The sequence below is a fragment of the Mycobacterium sp. genome (assembly GCF_032161845.1).
GTDB lineage: Bacteria > Actinomycetota > Actinomycetes > Mycobacteriales > Mycobacteriaceae > Mycobacterium.
The window spans coordinates 1-20629 of the sequence record NZ_JAVRQA010000019.1 but is presented as its reverse complement, the minus strand read 5'-3'; the positions used below and the strand labels follow the sequence as shown (position 1 = coordinate 20629).

Genomic DNA, 20629 nt, shown 5'->3' with positions numbered 1-20629 from the left:
AGGTCACCGAGGTCGACGTGGCGTTGACCCGAGAGGACGACGACGCCGTCGCGCCGGTGCTCGACGCGGCGTGGGTCGGCACGGAGGGTGACTGGCTGAGCAGCGGGTCGGGCCTGCGGTACCGGTTCGTCAGCTACGTGCGCGCCTGAAATCACATTGGATAGCCTTCGAGCTGGGTCGATGCTGTTAAGACGACCGGTCGTATAGGATGGTCGACATGACTCTTCTCGACGACGTGCTGGCGGCCTACGGTGGGGCCGACCGCTGGAAGCAGATCGACACCATCACGATCCACCAGCTGGTCGGCGGCGTGCTGTGGCCGCTCAAGGAGGTGGGCGGCATCCTCGACGATTCGATCGTCGAGATCGCCGTTCAGCACGAGCGCACCCGGCACTGGCCGCTGCCTGAGCCAGGCCTGCACTCGGAATTCACCCCGGACCTCGTACTGATCAAACGTGACGACACCGACGAGACCGTCGACACCCTGGCCGACCCGCGCGCATCGTTCGCCGGCCACACCCTGGAGACTCCGTGGTCGACGCAGCAGCTCGCGTACTTCTCGGGGTACGCCATGTGGACGTACCTCTCAGAGCCATATTCGCTGACCTTCCCCGGCGTGGTCACCGAAGAGCTCGGCGACTGGCGGGAGAACGGCCAGACCTGGCGGCGGCTCGGGGTGCGCTACCCGGACGGCATCGCCACCCACGGCGCCGACCAGATGCTCTACGTCGACTCCGACGGGCTGGTGCGGCGGCGCGACTATCAGGTCGACATCGGTGGTGGATCAGCCGCCGCGCACTACTCGGACGACCATCGCGAGTTCGACGGCATCGTGCTGCCGGTCACGCGCCGGGTGTATCCGCGCGACGATGATCGCCGACCGGTGTCCGAGCCGCTGTTGGTGAGCATCGACATCGACGACGTCACCGTCCGGTAGGTACTGCCGTGCCGAAGCCCAGCTTGCGAGATGCCCTGTTGGACGCCGGGTTCGAGCAGCTATACGCCGGCGGCTATGCGGCGACCGGGGTGGCCACCATCGCCGCGGCCGCGAACGCGCCGAAGGGGTCCTTCTACAACCACTTCCGCAGCAAGGAGGCACTGGCCGTCGAGGTCCTCGGCCGGTATGGGCAGGGCCGCAGGCTGGAGTTGCTCGGCGAACCGGGCGTGTCGGCCGTGCAGCGCATCCGCAACCACCTCGACCACATGCGCGACGATCTTGCCGAACACGGCTACCGGCGCGGTTGCATGTTCGGCAACTTCGCCGCCGAGGCGCCGACCGGTGCGCCCGAGGTGACGGCACTCGTGTCAGCGGCACTGAGTCGTTGGCGCAGCCTGCTGGCGGCGGCGATCGGCGACGGTCAGCGGGCCGGTGACATCGCCGACGACGTCGACCCGGATTCGGCGGCGCAGATCATCATCGATGCTTGGGAGGGTGCCGCCATGCGGGCCAAGGTGATTGGTGCCTCCACGCCCATCGACAACGTCAACGACCTGGTGTTCAGCCGGATCTTGTCGGTGCGATAGGGAACGATGTCCGGATGGCCTCTGCCCGCACGCCCTCGCTGACCGCGGCCCAGGCGCGCCGCGTCGCCGTCGCAGCCCAAGGTTTCGGGGAACACAAACCCGCAGGACCGGTGACACGGGCACACCTGCGACGGCTCGTCTCGCGGATCCAGGTGTTGCAGCTCGACTCGGTGTCGGTGGCCGTGCGGGCTCATTACGCCCCGGTGTTCAGCCGGCTCGGACCGTATGACCGCAACATTCTCGAGCGGGCGGCATGGAGTCACAGTGCGCGGTCGCCTCGGCTGCTGGTCGAGTACTGGGCGCACGAGGCCGCGCTGATGGCGGTCGAAGACTGGCCCCTGTTGCGCTGGCGCATGCGCGAATACACCGACGGCCGGTGGGGCAAGGAGATCGTCAGGAAGAACCGGCAGCTGGCCGAGGACGTCGTCGCCGCAGTCGCCGAGCTCGGCCCGTCGACGGCCGGACAGATCGAGGCGCATCTGGAGTCGGAGCCGCGCGGTCGCAAGGGCCCGTGGTGGGATCGCAGTGACACCAAGTGGGTGGCCGAGGCATTGTTCGCGTCCGGGGTCTTGACGACGGCCACCCGGGTCGGGTTCGCCAGGCACTACGACCTCACCGAACGAGTACTGCCATCGGAGGTGTTCGGCCGCCAGGTCGACGACGACGTCGCCGTCCGCGAGCTGGTGCTGCGGGCGGCCACCGCGCTTGGCGTGGCCACCGAGACCGACATCCGCGACTACTTTCGGCTTGGCGCCAAACAGGCCAAGCCGGTGATCGCGGACCTGGTGGCCGAGGGTGAACTCGAACCCGTCGAGGTCGAGGGGTGGAGTGCCCCGGCATATCTCAGGGCAGGCCAGATCGTGCCGCGCGTCGATCGCGGCACTGCGCTGTTGTGCCCGTTCGACCCGCTGATCTTCTTCCGGCCACGTGTCGAGCGGCTGTTCGACTTTCACTACCGCATCGAGATCTACGTGCCAGAGCCCAAGCGCCAGTTCGGTTACTACGTCTGGCCGTTGCTGCTGGACGGGCAGCTGGTGGGCCGCGTCGATCTCAAGGCCGAGCGCACCCGCCCCGATGGATCCACCGCGCTGCACGCGCTGGGTGCGTTCACCGAACCCGGCGCCGACCGCATGCGGGTGGCGCACGCGATGGCGGGCGAGTTGCGGTCGATGGCGTCGTGGCTCGAGCTGGACGACGTCATCGTCGGGCAGCGCGGAGATCTGGCGAGGGAGCTGGCGCGGGCTCTGGCGCGCCTCCGGTGACGCGGCGCTGATCCCCCCTGAAGGTCAGTGCGTCGTGCTCTCCTCGGCCAACTCTGGCACGCCCTTGCCTCGGAACACGTTGATCGCAAATACGATCGCGCCGATCACCAGCCACACCAGGCCGCCGATCTTGGCCAACGAGTCGGCGTTGAACAACACGTAGCCGATGATCAGGAAGCCGAGGGTGGGAACGACCAGATGCAGGAGATAGTTCTTCGACTTCTGCCGCACCAGGTAGTACCAGACCACCGAGACGTGCAGCAGACAGAAGCCGAACAGGGCGCCGAAGTTGACCAGCGACGAGATCAAACCGATCTGGCCGACGAAGAAGAGCACCAGCACGACGCTGAGCCCGCTGACGACGAGGATGGCGGCGATCGGCACCTTGCGACCGCTGATCGTGGACAGGAACTTCGGCAATTGGCCGTCGCGGCTCATCGAGTAGAGCAGCCGACTGGTGGCGGCCTGGGCGGCCATGGCATTGGCGAAGCCCACCGCCATCACGTTGACCGCGAAGAAGGCGTTCATCCACCCGGTGTTCGACGCCGCCTGGACGAGGGTGAAGAACGCGTTGCCCGCCTCGTCGTCGCTGAACGCCTCGCGGCCGCCGGCGAGCAGGCTGGCCAGCCAGGTCTGTATGACGAAGAGAAACGCCACCACGAACAGCGCGATGATCATCGCGCGGCCCGCGGGATTCTTGCGTCCGGTCGACTCCTCGGCCAGCGTTGAAATGCCGTCGAAGCCAAGGAAGCTCAGCACCGCGATCGACAGCGCGCTCGCGATCAGTGGTGCGGTCACCGTGCTGGAGTCCCAGATCGGCAGCGTGCTCCATTCGACGTTGGGCAGGGACTGTCCGTTGATCGCCCGCACCGCGATGACGACGAAGATCACGACGAAGACCAGCTCGATGGCCAGGAACACTCGGTTGGCCATCTTCAGCAGGCTGATTCCGGCCAGATTGATGATGGTGTTCACGACGACGAAGACGATCGCCCACAACCACCGTGGAGTGCTGGGGAACAGTCCGACCATCGACTCTGCCGCGAAGACGTAGAGCAGCGTTGGCACCAGCAGGTAATCCAGGAGGATCGCCCAGCCGGCGAAGAAGCCAAGGCTGGGATGGATGCCACGGCCGACGTAGGAAAACACCGAGCCGGCCAGGGGAAAGGACTTCGCCATCTGCGAATAGGCCAGGGCGGTGAAGATCATCGCGATCAAGCCGATGACGTAGACCAGCGGCACCATGCCCGACGCGCTGTTGTAGACGGTGCCGAAGATGGCCCACGGCGCGATCGGCACCATGAAGACCAGCCCGTACACCAGTAGGTCGACCGTGGACACCGACCGGTTGAGTTCTTGTGTGTAACCGAACGATTCGAGGCTGCGCTGACCGTCGGCGGGGGCCGTTTCGGAGTTGACCATGGTGGTTTTCCTATCGATCGTGTTCGGTGAGGAATGAGGCGATGACGGCGCGGAACTCCGCGGGTTGTTCCAGGTGGGTGCAGTGGCTGGCGCCGTCGAAGACGTGGCTGCGCACGTTGGGGATCCACTCGACGAACGGACCCCAGGTGGCGGGCGTCGCTTCGTCGAACTCGCCAGCGACCACGAGCGTCGGGGCAGAAATCTGGTTCAGGCGTTCGACGATGGTCCAGTGCCGTAGGTTGCCGACGACGTGAAACTCGTTGGGGCCGTTCATGGTGTGGTAGACGGTCGGCTCCGCCTCCATCTGCTTCTCGCTGTCGGCGAAGTCCTTCGGTGTCGGCTCGACCCGGCAAACGTGGCGGCGATAGAACTCCTGCGTGGCAGCCAGGTACTCCGGGTCGGAGACCGTGCCCGCCGCTTCGTGGCGGTCCAGAGCGGCCTGGGTTTCGGCTGGCAGTTGGGCGCGGAGTTCGGCCGCACCCGCGACCCAGAGATCCATGGACGCCGGAGAGTTGCAGATCGACAGGGAGACCAGGCCCGTTGGCTGGCGAACGGCGATCTCGGCCCCGAGCATGCCGCCCCACGACTGGCCAAGGAGGTGGTACCGGTCGATACCCAGCTCGGTGCGCACGGCGTGGAACTCGTCGACGAACAGGTCTGGTTTCCAGAACTCGCTCGGGGCGTCCGGGAGGTGAGTGCTTCGGCCACAGCCGATCTGGTCGTAGTGGATGACGACGCGGCCGGTCTCGTCGGCGAGTTCGGCGATGTTGCGTACGTAGTCGTGGGCCATGCCGGGACCGCCGTGCAGCACGAACAGCGGGAGGACGTCGGGCCGCGGTGCCTCGGGGCTGGTGATTTGCACCCATGTCTCGCCATCCAGGAATGGCACCGTCCGGGTATGAATGGGCATGGCGCTCAGCATGAACCCATAAAGGTCTTGCTGCAAGACCAATTGAGGCGAATTAACATTCTCGTATCACCGAGGAAGGGGGAGGGCAACGATGACCGACCGCTCCTCGATGACCTCAGCCGCGCGGCCATCGGGCCTTCTCGCCCAGCAGTTGGCGATGCCGACGCGAGTCGACGAGATCACCGACCGGCTCGTCACGGCCATCGCCATCGGTGAGTACCTGCCAGGGGCCCGACTGCCGGTCGAGCGCGACCTCGCTGCAGCGCTTGGCGTCGGGCGCATGACGGTGCGCGCCGCGCTGGCCCGACTGGTCGAGCGCGGACTGCTCGAGACCCGCCGCGGACGCGGCGGTGGGTCCTACGTCGTCGACCAGTGGCCCGAGTCCTCCACCGAGGCGGTCCGCCGCACGCTCTCGACGCGCCTCGGTGAGCTGCGTGACCGGTGTGACGCGATCGCCCGTCTCCACGGCGCGGTGTGTCGGGCCGCAGCCGATGCGAGAACCTCCGCTGACGTGACCGAACTGCGGGCCGCGCTGGAGAAGTATCGGACCGCCGACAGTGGGCTCGCCGCCCAGCAGGCCGACAGTCGACTGCACCTGGCGATCATGGACACCGCCCACAATGCGGTCCTCAAACAGGTGCTCGTCGACCTGGAGGCCTCCATCAGCATCGGCGCGCCCGCACACCTGTGGGGTGAGCCCACCACCATGCGCGAGATGGAGTTGAGGTCACTGCACGAGCACGAAGAGTTGATCGACGCGATCGCCGACGGCCGGGCAGACGACGCCGATGCGATGGCCCGGGCCCACGTCGGCATCGACTTCGAACACATCTCCACCGCCATGCGCCGCGCGGGCATGCTGGTCGACTGAACCCCCCAGTGCTCGTGAACGGCAGGGTCGAGCGGGTAATCTCAACCGCGTGACCACCAGCGGATTCGATGTCAGCGCACGTCTGGGCACCGTGCTGACGGCCATGGTGACGCCGTTCGGCCCGGATGGCTCGTTGGACGTGGCCGCTGCCAAGAGGCTCGCGAAGCACCTGGTCGACGCCGGCTGCGACGGCCTGGTGGTCTCGGGGACCACCGGCGAATCGCCGACGACCACCGACGCCGAGAAGCTCGCTCTGCTCGGCGCGGTATTGGAGGCCGTCGGAGATCGCGCCAAGATCATCGCGGGGGCAGGCTCCTACGACACCGCGCACAGCGTGCACCTGGCCAAGGCGTGCGAGGCCGAAGGGGCCGACGGGCTCCTGGTCGTGACGCCTTACTACTCGCGACCACCGCAGGCCGGGCTAATCGCGCACTTCTGCACGATCGCCGACGCCACCGAGCTGCCCGTCGTGCTCTACGACATCCCGCCGCGCTCCGTCGTCCCGATCGAGTGGGACACCGTCCGGACGATCGCGGCCCACCCGAACATCGTCGCCATCAAGGACGCCAAGGGCGACCTGCACGGCGGCGCAATGATCATGGCCGAAACCGGGATCGCCTACTACTCGGGTGACGACGCGCTGAACCTGCCATGGTTGGCCATGGGTGCCACCGGCTTCATCAGCGTCTGGGGCCACTTCGCCGCCAGCCAGTTGCGAGACATGTTGTCGGCGTTCACGTCAGGCGACCTCGCGACCGCACGCAAGGGCCACGTTGCGCTCGGTTCGCTCAACGCGGCCCAGAATCGGCTGGGCGGCGTCACGATGGCTAAGACGGGACTCAAGTTGTTGGGCTTCGACACCGGTGATCCACGGCTCCCGCAGATTCCCGCGACGGCCGCGCAGATCGAAGAACTCAAAACCGACATGCGGGCTGCGGGCGTGCTCCGATGACGATGACCACCGACCTGGTACCACCGGGCCCGCTCGCACCGGGCGGCCTGCGCGTGACGGCACTCGGCGGCATCAGCGAAATCGGCCGCAACATGACCGTTCTCGAGCACCTCGGCCGCCAGCTCATCATCGACTGCGGCGTGTTGTTCCCTGGCCACGATGAACCGGGCGTCGACCTGATCCTGCCCGATCTGCGGCACATCGAAGACCGCCTCGAGGACATCGAGGCGCTGGTGGTGACCCACGCCCACGAGGATCACATCGGCGCCATCCCGCACCTGCTGAAGTTGCGGCCCGACATCCCGGTCGTTGGATCGAAGTTCACTCTCGCGCTGATCGCGGCGAAGTGCCGCGAGCACCGCATCAAGCCGGTGTTCGTCGAGGTCGCCGAGAAGCAGAGCAGCAACCACGGCGTATTCGAGTGTGAGTACTTCGCGGTCAATCACTCCATACCCGATGCGCTGGCCATCGCCGTCTACACCGGGGCAGGCACGCTGCTGCACACCGGCGACATCAAGCTCGACCAGTTGCCGCTCGACGGCAGGCCCACCGATCTCCCTGGCATGTCCCGGCTCGGTGATGCGGGGGTCGACCTGTTCCTGTGCGATTCGACGAACGCCGAGATCCCCGGTGTCGGCCCGTCGGAGAGCGAGATCGGTCCGAACATGCACCGGCTGATCCGCGGCGCCGAGGGCCGAGTCATCGTCGCGTGCTTTGCCTCCAATGTTGCTCGTGTGCAACAGATCATCGATGCGTCGGTGGCATTGGGCCGCAAGGTGTCGTTCGTCGGCCGGTCGATGGTGCGCAACATGGGCATCGCCAAGGACCTCGGATTCCTCACCGTGGACGATGACGACGTGGTCGACATCGCCGCCGCAGAGATGCTGCCGGCCGAACGGGTCACGCTGGTCACCACAGGAACCCAGGGCGAGACGATGGCCGCGCTGTCGCGGATGTCGCGCGGTGAGCATCGCAGCATCACCCTGACCCGTGGTGACCTCATCATCATGTCGTCATCGCAGATCCCGGGCAACGAGGAGGCCATCTTTGGCGTCCTCGATTCGCTGGCCAAGATCGGCGTCCGGGTCGTCACGAATAACCAAGTGCGCATCCATGTTTCGGGTCACGCGTACGCCGGAGAACTGCTCTTCCTCTACAACGGAGTCCGGCCGCGCAACGTGATGCCGGTACACGGCACCTGGCGCCATCTGCGCGCCAACGCAGCACTGGCGGTGAAGTCCGGCGTGCCCGAAGAGAACATCGTATTGGCCGAGAACGGGGTCAGTGTCGATCTGGTCGCGGGCCGTGCCTCGATCGCCGGCGCGGTGCCGGTCGGAAAGATGTTCGTCGACGGTCTCGTCACCGGCGACGTCGGAGATGCCACTCTCGGTGAACGACTCACCCTGTCATCGGGTTTCATCGCCGTCACGATCGTGCTCAAGCGGGGTACGGGGAAGACCGCCGCACCGGTCCACCTGCATGCCCGCGGTTTCTCCGAGGACCCGAAGGCGCTGGAGCCCGTCACCCGCGTCGTCGAGGAAGCATTGCAATCGCTTGCCGCGGAGAAGGTTACGGATTCGAACCGCATCGCCCAGGCCGCGCGCCGCGCCATCGGCAAGTGGGTGGGGGAGAAGTACCGCCGTCAGCCCATGATCGTGCCGACGGTCATCGAAGTCGACTGAGCTACGGTAGCGCCGGCCGACTCGCCTAGCGCTTGTTCACGTAGCCGTCGTCGACCGGCAAGGCGACTCCGGTGATGTGCTTGCCGGTGTCGGAAACCAACCACGCGACCGCGTCGGCGATCACTTCCGGCTCAACGGTCTCCATGTTGGCGGCGCTGGCCATGTCCAGGCCGTCCGCGTTGCCATCCGTCATCTCGGCGAGCCACTTGCGGGTGAACTCGTTGTCGATCATCGGTGTCCGGACCCCGGCGGGGTGGACCGAGTTCACCCGAATGTTCTGCGGCGACAGGAGGTTCGCATAGGAACGCATCAGTCCGACTACGCCGTGCTTGGCAGCGGCGTAACCAATGGAACCCGCGAACGGGGACGCAAGGCCGACCAACCCCATCACCGAACTGATCAGCACGATGGCTCCGCCGTTGCCCGCCTTGATCATTGGACCCATTGCGACGTCCACGGTGTGGTGCACACCCGTCAGGTTGACGTCGATCACGTCGTGCCAGGCGTTCTCACCCGCCATGGGGGCGATGCCGGCGTTGGCGATGACGATGTCGAGTCGGCCGCCGAGTTGTTCGACGCCTGACTTCAGTGCGGTCTTGAGCGCCGCGCGATCCCGAACGTCGGCCTGCAACGCCACGACGCGCGCGCCGGTGTCCTCGACCAGTTTCACCGTGGCGGCCAGATCGTCGGCGGTAGCCATGGGGTAGGGGACCGAAGCGATCTGGTCACACAGGTCCACCGCGATGACGTCGGCGCCGTCGGAGGCCAATCTGACCGCGTGCGCGCGGCCCTGCCCGCGGGCGGCACCGGTAATGAAGGCGACCTTGCCGTCCAGTGTTCCCACGGTTGTCAGCCGCGCAGCTGACCCTTGGCGGGGTCCCCGGCGACGACGGGCTGCAACATCTTGATGTCGGGCGCACCGTCGAGATGCTCGCCGATGGCGCCGAACAGGGCGCCGATCGCGGGGGCGGTGCTGTGGGTCTTCAGCGCGTCTTCGTCGGCCCACTGCTCGACGAAGACGAACGTGCCATTGGCTTCGTGCAGGGAGTAGAGCTCACAGCCGGGCTCGTCATGGACGGCCTCGATGGCGGCCGTGCAGGCAGAGCGCACGGCGTCCACGGATTCGGGCTTGGCGGTCATGGTGGCGACGACGACGACGGGCATGCAGAGACTCCTCGATCGATGGGTGGCGGCGATCACATTACCCAGGTCGCAGTACGCCTCGACGGCGGCTGCACCGATATGTAACTGTGACCAGTGTGGCTGATGGTGAAATTGGGGTTATTGCGACTAGTCTTTGCTCATGGCTAGTAAGACCGTCGCCCGTTCGGGAGCTCGTTCGAGCAGCTCAAAGCCCCGAGCGCGCTCGACGCGCCCCGCCGCCCCGCGGCGCAAGCCCGCGCCGAAACGCAATTCTTCGCCCGTCGCTTCGGCGGGATCCGCGATCGGCAAGGGGGCCCGCGCCAGCTGGCTGATGCTGGCGAAGGGTGCGGGATCCACCGCGCGATCGGTGGGGCGGGCCCGCGATCTCGAGCCCGGACACCGGCGCGACGGCATCGCGCTCGGCCTACTCGCCGTCTCGATGGTGCTCGCCGCCAGCTCGTGGTTCGACGCGGCGCGCCCGGTCGGCGGCTGGATCGACTCGGTCGTCCGGGTCGTCATCGGCTCGGCGGTCGTGCTCCTACCCATCCTCTTGGTCGGGCTGGCCGTGGTGCTGATGCGCACCGAACCGCACCCGGAAGCCCGCCCCCGACTGGTCCTCGGCACCGCAATGATCGCGCTGCCGGTGCTCGGCCTGTGGCACCTGTGGTCGGGTGCGCCGCAGGATCCCGCCGACCGGCAGCGCGTCGCGGGATTCGTCGGCTTCGCGATCGGTGGCCCGCTGTCCGACGGGCTGACCCCGTGGATCGCCACGCCACTGTTGATCATCGGTGTGCTGTTCGGTCTGCTGCTGGTCACCGGCACGACCATTCGTGAGGTGCCGTCGGCAGTCCAGGCAATGTTCATGGGCGCCTACCGCGGCCACGCCTACGGCGACGAGTACGACGAAGACGCCGACTACGACGAGTACCCGGCCGAGCCGGTGGACGACTTCTCCGACGGGTATTACGACGACCCGGCGTCGTCCCGCAGCGACGAGGCTCAGTGGCCGGGCGCGCCACGACCGACCGGAGGGCAGGAGCGAAGCGACTCGGGAAGTCACTCCGGATCGCCGATGGACAACTATCCGTTGGACGAGCCGTTCGTCGACGAGACCCCGACGGTGCCCGAGCCCAAGGTCAGGTCCAAGCGCAAGAAGGAACCGAAGGCTCAGCAGGACAAGAAGGCGAACAAGACCGACACCCTGGTGCTCGATCGCGTCGTCGAGGGACCGTACGTCTTACCGTCGCTGGATCTGTTGGTCGCGGGCGATCCGCCGAAGGTCCGCAGTTCCGCCAACGACAAGATGATCGACGTCATCTCCTCGGTGCTGGAGCAGTTCAAGGTCGACGCCGCCGTCACGGGGTGCACCCGCGGACCGACCGTCACCCGCTACGAGGTTGAACTCGGCCCCGGTGTGAAGGTCGAGAAGATCACCGCGCTGCAGAAGAACATCGCCTACGCCGTCGCCACCGAGAGCGTCCGCATGCTGGCGCCCATCCCCGGCAAGTCGGCCGTCGGCATCGAGGTGCCCAACACCGACCGCGAGATGGTGCGGTTGGCCGACGTCCTCACCGACCCGTCCACCCGTCGCGATCACCACCCGCTCGTCATCGGCCTCGGCAAGGACATCGAGGGTCAGATGATCTCGGCGAACCTCGCCAAGATGCCGCACTTGCTGGTGGCCGGCTCGACGGGCTCCGGCAAGTCCAGCTTCGTCAACTCGATGCTGGTGTCGATCCTCGCGCGGGCCACCCCGGACGAGGTCAGGATGATCCTGATCGACCCGAAGATGGTGGAACTCACGCCGTACGAGGGCATTCCGCATCTCATCACGCCGATCGTCACCCAGCCCAAGAAGGCAGCCGCCGCCCTGGCCTGGCTGGTCGAGGAGATGGAGCAGCGCTACCAAGACATGCAGGCCAGCCGGGTGCGCCACATCGACGTCTTCAACGAGAAGGTCAAGTCCGGTGAGATCACCACTCCGCTGGGCAGCGAGCGCGTGTACAAGCCGTACCCCTACATCCTCGCGATCGTCGACGAGCTCGCCGACCTGATGATGACCGCACCACGCGACGTGGAAGACGCGATCGTGCGCATCACGCAGAAGGCGCGTGCCGCGGGCATCCACCTGGTGCTGGCGACGCAGCGGCCGTCGGTCGACGTCGTCACCGGTCTCATCAAGACCAACGTGCCGTCACGGCTGTCGTTCGCCACCTCGTCGCTTACGGACAGCCGGGTGATCCTCGACCAGCCGGGAGCCGAGAAGCTGATCGGCATGGGTGACGGACTGTTCCTGCCGATGGGCGCCAACAAGCCGATCCGGCTGCAGGGCGCCTACATCTCCGACGAGGAGATCCAGGCCGTCGTCGAGGCCTCCAAGGCGCAGGCCGAGCCCGAGTACTTCGAAGGCGTGACCAAGGCCAAGCCGTCGGGTGAGCGCACCGACGTCGATCCCGACATCGGCGACGACATGGACGTGTTCCTGCAGGCGGTCGAGCTGGTCGTGTCGTCCCAGTTCGGGTCGACCTCGATGCTGCAGCGCAAGCTGCGGGTGGGCTTCGCGAAGGCGGGGCGGCTGATGGACCTGATGGAGACGCGCAACATCGTCGGGCCGAGCGAGGGTTCCAAGGCCCGCGACGTGCTGGTGAAGCCGGACGAACTGGCGGGCACCCTGATGCTGATCCGCGGCGGCGCGGACGCCAACGGAGCAGACGTCGACGACGAGTGACGCCCAACGTGACGCTGAGCGGTCGACTAGCAATTGACCTGAATCGTCGAGTTCTGCACCCGGGCTGTGAAAGTCGCGGCGGAACGACCCATTCGCAGATTTCGACGCAGACGGAGCGCGCCACCTACAGCGTCAGCAGCATCCGGGTGTTGCCCAGAATGTTGGGCTTGACGTAGGAGAGGTCGAGGAACTCCGCGACGCCGATGTCGTAGGAGCGGCGCATCTCGTCGTACACCTCGGCGGTCACCGGGGTGCCTTCGATCTCCTCGAAGCCGTGGCTGCCGAAGAACTCGGTTTCGAACGTCAGCACGAAGATTCGTTGCAGACGCAATTCCCTGGCCACGTCGAGCAGGCGGGCTACCACGGCGTGCCCGACACCACGGCCGCGCAGCTTGGGATGCGCGGCGACGGTGCGCACCTCGCCGAGGTCCGCCCACAACACGTGGAGCGCCCCGCAGCCGACCAGTTCGCCGTCCAGTTCGGCGACCCAGAACTCCTGGACGGCCTCGTAGAGGGTGACGAGGTTCTTCTCCAACAGGATCTTTCCCGCGTAAACGTCGACCAGCGACTTGATGGCGGGCACGTCCGAGGTGCGGGCGCGACGGACCACCAGGACGTCCGATTCAGGCGCTCCGCTCACAGCAGAGAGGGTATCGGTTTCCCCAGCGGATACTCTGATGCCGTGCCGGGTCAGTCTGACGTCGATCCGTTGACGCCTCGCGTCAGCGTGGTCAACGTCGCAAACGTTCTCACCGGGCTGCGCATCGTGCTAGTGCCGGTGTTCCTGGCGGCCCTGTTCGTCGGCGACGGTCACGAAACGTATTGGCGAGTCGTCGCTTTCATCGTGTTCACGGTGGCGGTGGTCACCGACCGCTTCGACGGCGCCATCGCGCGGAGCTACGGCATGGTCACGGAGTTCGGCAAGCTCGCCGATCCGATCGCCGACAAGGCCTTGATCGGGGCCGCCTTGATCGGCCTTTCCCTGCTGGGGGATCTGCCGTGGTGGGTGACGGTCCTCGTCCTGGTCCGAGAGGTTGGCGTGACGATCCTGAGGCTCGTCGTCATCCGGGGTGGCGTGATCGCCGCCAGCCGTGGCGGCAAGCTGAAGACGCTCGTTCAGTCCGTGGCGATCGGACTGTTCGTCCTGCCCCTGCACGGGGCGTGGCTGACCGGGGCGTGGGTGTTCATGTGGGCCGCCATCGTGCTGACCGTGGTAACCGGCGTGGACTACCTGGTGTCGGCGGTACGCAGCGCCCGCACGTGACCGGGGCCATCCGTCGTTCCGGGAACCAATTCGACAGGCGTGGGCGTTCTGGTTGGTAGTGAACTCGACTAGAACCATGACCACGTCTTTCGTTGTGAGGAGACCGCGATGACGACTTTGCTTCGCGAAGTGATCGGCGACGTGTTGCGTCAGGCACGGCTCACGCAGGGGCGGACGCTGCGAGAGGTGTCCGACGACGCGCGAGTCAGCCTCGGCTACCTGTCCGAGGTGGAGCGCGGCCGCAAGGAAGCCTCCAGCGAGCTGCTGGGTGCGATCTGCGGGGCCCTGGAGGTCCCGCTGTCGCGTGTGCTTTCCGACGCCGGCGAGACGATGGAACGGCACGAACAGGCCGCACCACGTCCCGTTGCGACGGCCAGCGCCGCCAACATCGACTTCTCGACAAGGGTGGTCATTCCGCAGACGGTTTCGATGGCTGTGGCCTGACGCGTCCGCACGGCTCTGCTGCGAAACGCGCGCAGGGGTGTAGTGATCTGCGTGCAACCGATAAGTTGGCGGGTAGCGAAAGTAACTTGCTCGGCGAGCCCATCCCGGGGACAGGCACACTGGCCCTACTCCAACATGAAGGCGGAACGAACCGATGGCCAATCCGTTCACGAAGGCGTGGAAGTACCTCATGGCGCTGTTCAGCTCCAAGGTCGACGAGTACGCCGATCCGAAGGTGCAGATCCAGCAGGCGATCGAGGAAGCACAGCGCCAGCACCAGGGACTGACCCAGCAGGCGGCATCGGTGATCGGCAACCAGCGTCAGCTGGAGATGCGCCTCAACCGCCAGTTGGCCGACATCGAGAAGCTGCAGGTCAATGTTCGTCAAGCGTTGACGCTGGCCGATCAGGCCACTTCGACGGGCGACGCAGCGAAGGCGACTGAGTACACCAACGCCGCCGAGGCGTTCGCCGCCCAGCTGGTGACGGCCGAGCAGAGCGTCGAGGACCTCAAGACGCTGCACGATCAGGCTCTTCAGGCCGCCGGACAGGCCAAGAAGGCCGTCGAGCAGAACGCGATGGTGCTGCAGCAGAAGATCGCCGAGCGCAGCAAGCTGCTCAGCCAGCTGGAGCAGGCCAAGATGCAGGAACAGGTCAGCGCGTCGCTGCGGTCGATGAGCGAGATCGCCGCGCCGGGAAGTACGCCCAGCCTCGACGAGGTCAGGGACAAGATCGAGCGTCGCTACGCGAACGCGATGGGCTCTGCCGAGCTCGCCCAGAACTCGGTTCAGGGCCGCATGATGGAGATTCAGCAGGCCAGCGTGCAGATGGCCGGGCATTCCCGTCTGGAGCAGATCCGCGCCTCGATGCGCGGTGACGCCCTTCCAGCGGGCGACGCCGGCGCGGCACCAGCCACGCCTGCCGTGAACCCGCCGGCCGCCGCGCCGGAAAACCCGCTCTCGCAATAGTTTTCGAAGGTAGGTAGCAATGGCTGCGGATCCCCGGACGGGACGACAAGAGGCGTGGCGCACGCTGGTGCAGCGAGGCGTCGATACCGCAGCCGAGTTCTCCGACGTGGTCGCGCAGCGGCTCGGTGCAGCCGCGGATCCGCGGGCCAAGTTGTTGCGCAAGCGGCGGTGGGCGCTGCGGGCGACGGTGTTCTTCGCGTTCTCCACCGGCTTGTGGATCGCGGTGACGGGGGTGCTCGCGTCCTGGGACGTCATACCCGCATGGGTGCTGCCGATTCCCGCCGCGATCGCCGTCGGCGCGGCGTTCCTGGCGACGCTGTCCTTTCTCCGCTACCGCTGGCTCAAGCGCGAGCCGCTGCCCGCGGAACGCCGGGTGCGACGGCTACCCCCGTGGGGGTCGGTGGCACGCCAGCCGATCGCGGCGCTCACCTCGGCCGAGCGTGGATTGTTCGCTCTCCTGGGCGTGATGGAGCGCGGCCGAATGCTGCCCGCCGACGAGCTGCGGGACGTCGTCGCTGCGGCCAACCAGACGGCGGCGACCATGACGGCGACGGCCAACGAGGTCGTGTCGATGGAGAAGGCCGCGACCGCGGCTCCGCAGTCGCGGGTACATCTCGCGCCGACGATCCGGGCGTTCAGCGCACAACTCGACAGCGGCGTGCGGCAGTACAACGAAATGGTGGATGCGGCAGCTCAATTGGTATCGGCCGCGAACTCGGGTTCGATGTCGAGTTCACCGATGTCAGCGCAGCGCTACCGGCACGAGCTCGGCAATGCGACGGACCGGCTGGCTGGTTGGGCGCAGGCCTTCGACGAGCTCGGCCACCTGCGCGGCGCCTGAACGCTCAGACGGCGCTGCTACTCGGCGGACCCGAACGAGGCCCGTACTTCTCGGCGTACGCGTCGTGGATGTGGGCGTCGCGCTGACGATTGCGGTAGTCGACGAGACCGGGGTCGAGCCCGTGCTTGCGCAACATATGCCGGCGCCACACCTTGTTCAGCGCGTGCGAGAAGAACACGAAAGGGATCAGGATCGGCAGCGTCGTCGACAGGTGCAGGTACAACGACATCGGGATGATCCAGAACGGCGTGAGGATCAGCACCGCCGGCACGAACACCCGCACCATCATTCGCACGGTGGCGCCGGGCCCGGCGAGGTCGTCGGCCACCCACTGGAGCATCGACGACGGCAGTCGCCTGCCGTAGCAGTACCCGATGTACTGCAGGAGATTCGGCTTGGTGCGTGTGGTCGGTGCCGTCATCAGAACTTGGGGCGCAACGAAGGAACGACGATGCCGACGAGCCCGCGTAGCGTCGCCTTGAACATGTCCAACACGTCGAAGTAGTCCCGCCACAACGTGATTCGGCCGTCGTGCACCTCGAAGACGCCGCAGACCCAGAACTGCAGCCGCAGTGGCCCGAAGACCATTGCGTCGCTGCGTTCGTTGAGAACCGTGGTGCCCTCGCCCACGTTGCGATGAAACGTCACGTCGAAGCCCATCCGGCCCTCCATGGCTCGGAACAACTTCATCGCCCGTGCGCGGCCACGGATGGTCGGCAACCCGACGTTCTCGTAGACCAGGTCGTCGGCGAGCAGCGCGTCGGCCGTGTCGAAGTCCTGGTCTCGGAGCGCGAAGAGGAATGCCTCGACGACCTGCGTGTTGGTGGTGCTCGCCACAGACGAGATCTGGTCGGTCATGACCTCACCGTAGTCTCTCGGGCGCTGTGACAGGGTAGGGCGATGCGCGTGGTGGTGGTGGCCGGACCCGATCCCGGACACGCCTTTCCTGCCATCGCGCTGTGCCTGAAGCTCCAGGCCGCGGGTGACGAACCCACGCTGGTGACGGGGACGCGATGGCTCGAAACGGCGCGCTCGGCCGGCCTCGACGCGATCGAGCTCGCCGGGCTGACGGCCACCGACGCCGACGACGATGGTGACAGCGGCGCCAAGATCCATCAACGGGGTGCGCGGATGGCGCAGCTCAATGCGCCGCTGCTAAAGGATCTTGCACCGGACGCGGTGGTGTCCGACGTCATCACCACGTGCGGCGGCATGGCGGCTGAACTCATCGACCTCCCGTGGATCGAGTTGAACCCGCAGCCGCTGTATCTCCCGTCGAAGGGTTTGCCGCCCATTGGCAGCGGGCTGGCGCCAGGAGTGGGCGTGCGGGGCCGGCTCCGTGACACGGTGATGCGGGCACTCACCGCACGTTCGGTGCGTGCCGGTGACGAACAGCGCTCAGCGGCGCGTCTCTCGATCGGTTTGTCCGCAGCCGATCCTGGGCCGGCTCGTCGTCTGATCGCCACGCTGCCCGCGCTCGAGGTGCCTCGCCCGGACTGGCCCGCGGAGGCCGTGATCGTCGGCCCACTGCACTTCGAGCCGACGTCGACGGTGCTCGAGATTCCGGAGGGAACGGGACCGCTGGTGGTCGTCGCGCCGTCGACGGCGGCGACGGGTACCCACGGGCTTGCCGAACTGGCGCTCGAATCGTTGATACCGGGCCAGACGTTGCCGACCGGTGCCCGGGTCGTGGTGTCCCGGCTGGCAGGGCCCGATACGACGGTGCCGCCGTGGGCCGTCGTCGGGCTCGGTCGCCAGGACGAACTGCTGTCGCACGCGGACCTGGTGGTCTGCGGGGGCGGTCACGGCATGGTGGCCAAGGCGCTGCTCGCAGGCGTGCCGATGGTGATCGTCCCCGGCGGTGGAGACCAGTGGGAGATCGCCAATCGCGTCGTGCGCCAGGGGAGTGCGCAGTTGATCCGGCCGCTGACGCGTGAAGCGCTGATCACCGCGGTGGCCGAGGTGCTGGCCTCTTCCGGCTATCGGCAGCAGGCAAGGTTGGCCGGTGCGGGCATCGACGACGTGGACGATCCGGTACGGGTGTGCCATGACGCGCTGACGGCGTCTCGGTAAGTTGGTGGCGTGCGGCTGACGGAATTCCACGAACTCGTCGACGGTCAGTTCGGCCCGGTGCGGGGCGCGTCGCTGCTCGTCGATCACGTGCTGAGCCGCGTCGGTGGTCGCACCGCGGTGCAAGCCATCGAGGCGGGGATCGACCCGCGCGACGTGTGGCGCGCCTTGTGCGCCGACTTCGACGTGCCGCGCGAGCAGTGGTGAGCTACTTCGCGGTACTGACTTCCAGCGACCGACCCAGCAGCTGCGCGGTATCCCGGTGCAGCCTGCCGAAGTTGTAGTACGCCGCGCAGGCACCCTCGGGAGAGACCATGCAGGTGCCGATCGGGGTCTCGGGCGTGCAGGCCGTGCCGAAGACCTTGCACTCCCAAGGCTTGATGACGCCCTTGAGCACCTCGCCGCATTGACACGCCTTGGGGTCGGCGACTCGGATGCCGGGCATCTCGAACTTGCATTCGGCATCGAATTCGGCGTAGTCGCGGTGCACCTTCAGTGCGCTCTGCGAAATGAAACCCAGCCCACGCCACTCGAAGTGAGGACGCAATTCGAACGTCTCGGCCAGCAGCTTCAGCGCCTGGGTGTTGCCCTCCGGCCGCACGACGCGTGAGTACTGATTCTCGATCTCGCAGCGTCCCTCACGGATCTGCTGCAGCAGCATGTGCACCGCCGCGAGGATGTCCAGCGGTTCGAAACCCGCGACCACCATCGGTTTTCCATACACCTCCGACACGAACCGATATGGCCGGATCCCCACCACCGTCGAGACGTGGCCCGGTCCAAGGAATCCCGACAGCCGTAGGTCGGGAGAATCCAGGATCGCCTTGATCGGGGGGACGATCGTAACGTGGTTGCAGAACACGCTGAAGTTCTTGACGCCGAGCGCTCGCGCCCGGACCAGCGTCACGGCGGTGGACGGTGCCGTGGTTTCGAAGCCGACGGCGAAGAACACGACATGGCGGTCGGGGTTGTCGACCGCAAGCTTGAGCGCATCGAGCGGCGAGTACACGAATCGAACGTCGGCTCCGCGGGCCTTCGCCTCGATCAGGCTGCCCTTGGACCCGGGCACCCGCATCATGTCGCCGAACGTGGTGAAGATGACGCCCGGCTGTTCGGCAAGCCACATCGCATCGTCGACGCGACCCATCGGAATCACGCAAACCGGACAACCCGGTCCGTGCACCAGCTCGACCGTCTCCGGAAGCAGGTGCTCGATGCCATGACGGTAGATGGTGTGCGTGTGCCCGCCGCACACCTCCATGAACTTGAAGTGGTCACCGGTCGCCAGCTCGGTGATGGATTTGACCAACGAGCGCGCGGCCGCCGGATCCCGGAATTCGTCGACGAACTTCATGTGGTCAATCCTTCTTTCGAATCAGGCGATCTCGGACGAATTGAAGGCTTGGATCTCGTTGGTGTAGTCGGCGCCCATCTTCTGGACCTGTTGCAGCGTCATCGCGGCCTCGCGCTCGTCGATCTTGGCCATGGCAAAGCCGACGTGGACGAGCACCCAGTCACCGATCTGCAGGTTGTCGTCCACGAGCAGGCGCACGCTGATGTTCCTCCGCACGCCGTTGACGTCGACCTTGGCCAGAGACTGTTCGGCGTCGACGATGTCGACCACCTGTCCCGGTATCCCTAGACACACGACTAGTTCTCCCTTCAAACGATCATCAGCAGATGCGGGGCAACGGATCGCCGACGAGCATGTCGACGATCCGGCTTCCACCGAACGAAGTCCTCAGCGCCACAATGCCTTTCGGCTCGGACACGATCTCGCCGACGATTGTCGCGTCGGCGCCTTGCGGATGCCCACGCAAGGCCGCGACTGCGGCTTGCGCCTCATCGGCTGCAACGATCGCGACGAACTTGCCCTCGTTCGCGACGTACAGCGGGTCGATGCCGAGCATGTCGCACGCGCCGAGCACCTGCGGCTTGATCGGCAGGCTTGCCTCGTCGAGGATCAGCGCGAAGGGGGAGTCCTTGACGAGTTCATTGGCCACCGTGCCGACGCCACCTCGTGTCGCATCGCGCATCCACCGCGTCGACGGTGCGGCCGCCAGCAGAAGCTCGACGAGTTCGTGTACCGGGGCGGTGTCGGATTCGATCTCGGCCTCGATCGCGAGGTCACCGCGGGCCAGCATGACGGCCATCCCGTGTTCGCCGATCGTCCCGGACAGCAACACCTTGTCGCCCGGCTGGACGAGTTCGCGCGCCAGCAGCCTGCCCTCGGGGATCACTCCGACTCCTGCGGTGCAGACATAGACGCCGTCCGCCGCCCCCTTGCCGACGACCTTGGTGTCGCCGGTGACGATCTGTACGCCTGCCTTGGCCGCGGCTTCGCTCATGTCGGCGACGATTTCGCGGAGTTCGTCGATTCCGAAACCCTCTTCGATGACGAAGGCGGCCGAAAGCCATTGCGGGCGAGCGCCCGATACCGCGAGATCGTTGATGGTGCCGTGCACCGCGACGTGGCCGATGGATCCGCCTGGGAAGCGGCGCGGCGAAACGACATACGAGTCGGTGGAGAACGCCAGCCGGTCACCCGC

General features: G+C 66.5%; 22 protein-coding genes and 2 pseudogenes. 14 read left to right on the top strand and 10 right to left on the bottom strand.

From position 1 onward, the window contains the following. The 4 genes and pseudogenes from QOD90_RS01285 to QOD90_RS01270 all read left to right on the top strand — a co-directional run. A pseudogene (locus tag QOD90_RS01285) lies at positions 1–149 on the top strand (dihydrofolate reductase); the annotation flags it as partial. A gap of 68 nt (positions 150–217) precedes the next feature. Beyond that, positions 218–937, top strand: coding sequence for a hypothetical protein (locus QOD90_RS01280; RefSeq protein ID WP_526345882.1), 720 nt, complete (start codon positions 218–220; stop codon positions 935–937). 8 nt (positions 938–945) lie between these two features. Then, on the top strand, positions 946–1524 hold the full coding sequence (locus QOD90_RS01275) for a TetR/AcrR family transcriptional regulator (protein WP_526345880.1): 579 nt from the start codon (positions 946–948) through the stop codon (positions 1522–1524). 14 nt (positions 1525–1538) lie between these two features. Beyond that, the gene (locus QOD90_RS01270; protein ID WP_526345878.1) at positions 1539–2786 is read left to right on the top strand and encodes a winged helix-turn-helix domain-containing protein; all 1248 of its coding nucleotides are present in this window, start codon (positions 1539–1541) and stop codon (positions 2784–2786) included. Positions 2787–2810: 24 nt separating this feature from the next. Here QOD90_RS01270 and QOD90_RS01265 read toward each other — a convergent pair whose 3' ends face one another. Next, positions 2811–4208: an amino acid permease gene (locus tag QOD90_RS01265; RefSeq protein ID WP_526345876.1), complete on the bottom strand. Its 1398-nt coding sequence runs from the start codon at positions 4206–4208 to the stop codon at positions 2811–2813. A 10-nt stretch (positions 4209–4218) separates the two neighbouring features. Next, complete coding sequence (locus QOD90_RS01260; protein ID WP_526345874.1) at positions 4219–5118, bottom strand: proline iminopeptidase-family hydrolase; 900 nt, start codon at positions 5116–5118, stop codon at positions 4219–4221. Between the two features lie 91 nt (positions 5119–5209). Here QOD90_RS01260 and QOD90_RS01255 point away from each other — a divergent pair, with 91 nt between their 5' ends. The 3 genes from QOD90_RS01255 (at position 5210) to QOD90_RS01245 (ending at position 8623) form a co-directional block, all read left to right on the top strand. Beyond that, positions 5210–5989: a FadR/GntR family transcriptional regulator gene (locus QOD90_RS01255; RefSeq protein WP_526345872.1), complete on the top strand. Its 780-nt coding sequence runs from the start codon at positions 5210–5212 to the stop codon at positions 5987–5989. A 103-nt stretch (positions 5990–6092) separates the two neighbouring features. Next, positions 6093–6941, top strand: a complete 849-nt coding sequence (gene dapA / locus QOD90_RS01250; protein ID WP_526345885.1) for a 4-hydroxy-tetrahydrodipicolinate synthase — start codon at positions 6093–6095, stop codon at positions 6939–6941. A 2-nt stretch (positions 6942–6943) separates the two neighbouring features. Next, complete coding sequence (locus QOD90_RS01245; protein WP_526345884.1) at positions 6944–8623, top strand: ribonuclease J; 1680 nt, start codon at positions 6944–6946, stop codon at positions 8621–8623. A 25-nt stretch (positions 8624–8648) separates the two neighbouring features. On the opposite strand, the gene QOD90_RS01240 is transcribed toward QOD90_RS01245, so the two are convergent. Further along, a complete protein-coding gene (locus tag QOD90_RS01240) occupies positions 8649–9467 on the bottom strand; it encodes a mycofactocin-coupled SDR family oxidoreductase (protein WP_526345870.1) in 819 nt (272 codons plus the stop codon). 5 nt (positions 9468–9472) lie between these two features. Then, complete coding sequence (locus tag QOD90_RS01235) at positions 9473–9787, bottom strand: putative quinol monooxygenase (RefSeq protein ID WP_526345868.1); 315 nt, start codon at positions 9785–9787, stop codon at positions 9473–9475. A gap of 68 nt (positions 9788–9855) precedes the next feature. Between QOD90_RS01235 and QOD90_RS01230 the strand changes: the two are divergent. Then, a pseudogene (locus tag QOD90_RS01230) lies at positions 9856–12494 on the top strand (DNA translocase FtsK). A gap of 124 nt (positions 12495–12618) precedes the next feature. Here QOD90_RS01230 and QOD90_RS01225 read toward each other — a convergent pair. Continuing rightward, the gene (locus QOD90_RS01225; RefSeq protein WP_526345866.1) at positions 12619–13134 is read right to left on the bottom strand and encodes an amino-acid N-acetyltransferase; all 516 of its coding nucleotides are present in this window, start codon (positions 13132–13134) and stop codon (positions 12619–12621) included. A 42-nt stretch (positions 13135–13176) separates the two neighbouring features. Here QOD90_RS01225 and pgsA point away from each other — a divergent pair, with 42 nt between their 5' ends. The 4 genes from pgsA to pspM all read left to right on the top strand — a co-directional run bounded on the left by pgsA (position 13177) and on the right by pspM (position 16010). Further along, positions 13177–13758, top strand: coding sequence for a CDP-diacylglycerol--glycerol-3-phosphate 3-phosphatidyltransferase (gene pgsA / locus QOD90_RS01220; protein WP_526345864.1), 582 nt, complete (start codon positions 13177–13179; stop codon positions 13756–13758). A 108-nt stretch (positions 13759–13866) separates the two neighbouring features. Next, complete coding sequence (gene clgR, locus QOD90_RS01215) at positions 13867–14202, top strand: transcriptional regulator ClgR (RefSeq protein WP_526345862.1); 336 nt, start codon at positions 13867–13869, stop codon at positions 14200–14202. A gap of 154 nt (positions 14203–14356) precedes the next feature. Beyond that, entirely contained in the window at positions 14357–15169 is an 813-nt protein-coding gene (pspA, locus tag QOD90_RS01210) for a phage shock protein PspA (protein WP_526345860.1), read from the top strand. Between the two features lie 19 nt (positions 15170–15188). Then, positions 15189–16010 (top strand): phage shock envelope stress response protein PspM, encoded by an 822-nt coding sequence (pspM, locus tag QOD90_RS01205; protein WP_526345858.1) that lies wholly within the window; start codon positions 15189–15191, stop codon positions 16008–16010. Between the two features lie 4 nt (positions 16011–16014). On the opposite strand, the gene QOD90_RS01200 is transcribed toward pspM, so the two are convergent. Continuing rightward, on the bottom strand, positions 16015–16431 hold the full coding sequence (locus QOD90_RS01200; protein WP_526345856.1) for a DUF5313 family protein: 417 nt from the start codon (positions 16429–16431) through the stop codon (positions 16015–16017). Continuing rightward, positions 16431–16868 (bottom strand): limonene-1,2-epoxide hydrolase family protein, encoded by a 438-nt coding sequence (locus QOD90_RS01195; protein ID WP_526345854.1) that lies wholly within the window; start codon positions 16866–16868, stop codon positions 16431–16433. The genes QOD90_RS01200 and QOD90_RS01195 overlap by 1 nt, the downstream gene beginning before the upstream one ends. Positions 16869–16910: 42 nt before the next feature. Here QOD90_RS01195 and QOD90_RS01190 point away from each other — a divergent pair, with 42 nt between their 5' ends. Both QOD90_RS01190 and QOD90_RS01185 read left to right on the top strand, forming a co-directional pair. Beyond that, the gene (locus QOD90_RS01190; RefSeq protein ID WP_526345852.1) at positions 16911–18083 is read left to right on the top strand and encodes a glycosyltransferase; all 1173 of its coding nucleotides are present in this window, start codon (positions 16911–16913) and stop codon (positions 18081–18083) included. Between the two features lie 9 nt (positions 18084–18092). Beyond that, complete coding sequence (locus tag QOD90_RS01185; RefSeq protein WP_526345850.1) at positions 18093–18287, top strand: DUF3046 domain-containing protein; 195 nt, start codon at positions 18093–18095, stop codon at positions 18285–18287. Position 18288: 1 nt separating this feature from the next. On the opposite strand, the gene hypD is transcribed toward QOD90_RS01185, so the two are convergent. The 3 genes from hypD to hypE all read right to left on the bottom strand — a co-directional run. After that, complete coding sequence (gene hypD / locus QOD90_RS01180; RefSeq protein ID WP_526345848.1) at positions 18289–19434, bottom strand: hydrogenase formation protein HypD; 1146 nt, start codon at positions 19432–19434, stop codon at positions 18289–18291. A gap of 21 nt (positions 19435–19455) precedes the next feature. Beyond that, the gene (locus tag QOD90_RS01175) at positions 19456–19728 is read right to left on the bottom strand and encodes a HypC/HybG/HupF family hydrogenase formation chaperone (protein WP_526345846.1); all 273 of its coding nucleotides are present in this window, start codon (positions 19726–19728) and stop codon (positions 19456–19458) included. Positions 19729–19753: 25 nt separating this feature from the next. Continuing rightward, positions 19754–20629 (bottom strand): hydrogenase expression/formation protein HypE (gene hypE / locus QOD90_RS01170; protein ID WP_526345844.1); only part of this gene is annotated, 876 nt, incomplete at its 5' end.

What these genes read in the sequence shown, in the direction of transcription:
- QOD90_RS01280 (WP_526345882.1), top strand. Translation starts at nt 218, where the DNA reads ATGACTCTTCTCGACGACGTGCTGGCGGCCTACGGTGGGGCCGACCGC.
- QOD90_RS01270 (WP_526345878.1), top strand. Translation starts at nt 1,539, where the DNA reads ATGGCCTCTGCCCGCACGCCCTCGCTGACCGCGGCCCAGGCGCGCCGC.
- QOD90_RS01265 (WP_526345876.1), bottom strand. Translation starts at nt 4,208, where the DNA reads ATGGTCAACTCCGAAACGGCCCCCGCCGACGGTCAGCGCAGCCTCGAA.
- QOD90_RS01260 (WP_526345874.1), bottom strand. Translation starts at nt 5,118, where the DNA reads ATGCCCATTCATACCCGGACGGTGCCATTCCTGGATGGCGAGACATGG.
- QOD90_RS01255 (WP_526345872.1), top strand. Translation starts at nt 5,210, where the DNA reads ATGACCGACCGCTCCTCGATGACCTCAGCCGCGCGGCCATCGGGCCTT.
- dapA (WP_526345885.1), top strand. Translation starts at nt 6,093, where the DNA reads ATGGTGACGCCGTTCGGCCCGGATGGCTCGTTGGACGTGGCCGCTGCC.
- QOD90_RS01245 (WP_526345884.1), top strand. Translation starts at nt 6,944, where the DNA reads ATGACCACCGACCTGGTACCACCGGGCCCGCTCGCACCGGGCGGCCTG.
- QOD90_RS01235 (WP_526345868.1), bottom strand. Translation starts at nt 9,787, where the DNA reads ATGCCCGTCGTCGTCGTCGCCACCATGACCGCCAAGCCCGAATCCGTG.
- clgR (WP_526345862.1), top strand. Translation starts at nt 13,867, where the DNA reads ATGACGACTTTGCTTCGCGAAGTGATCGGCGACGTGTTGCGTCAGGCA.
- pspA (WP_526345860.1), top strand. Translation starts at nt 14,357, where the DNA reads ATGGCCAATCCGTTCACGAAGGCGTGGAAGTACCTCATGGCGCTGTTC.
- pspM (WP_526345858.1), top strand. Translation starts at nt 15,189, where the DNA reads ATGGCTGCGGATCCCCGGACGGGACGACAAGAGGCGTGGCGCACGCTG.
- QOD90_RS01200 (WP_526345856.1), bottom strand. Translation starts at nt 16,431, where the DNA reads ATGACGGCACCGACCACACGCACCAAGCCGAATCTCCTGCAGTACATC.
- QOD90_RS01195 (WP_526345854.1), bottom strand. Translation starts at nt 16,868, where the DNA reads ATGACCGACCAGATCTCGTCTGTGGCGAGCACCACCAACACGCAGGTC.
- QOD90_RS01190 (WP_526345852.1), top strand. Translation starts at nt 16,911, where the DNA reads ATGCGCGTGGTGGTGGTGGCCGGACCCGATCCCGGACACGCCTTTCCT.
- hypD (WP_526345848.1), bottom strand. Translation starts at nt 19,434, where the DNA reads ATGAAGTTCGTCGACGAATTCCGGGATCCGGCGGCCGCGCGCTCGTTG.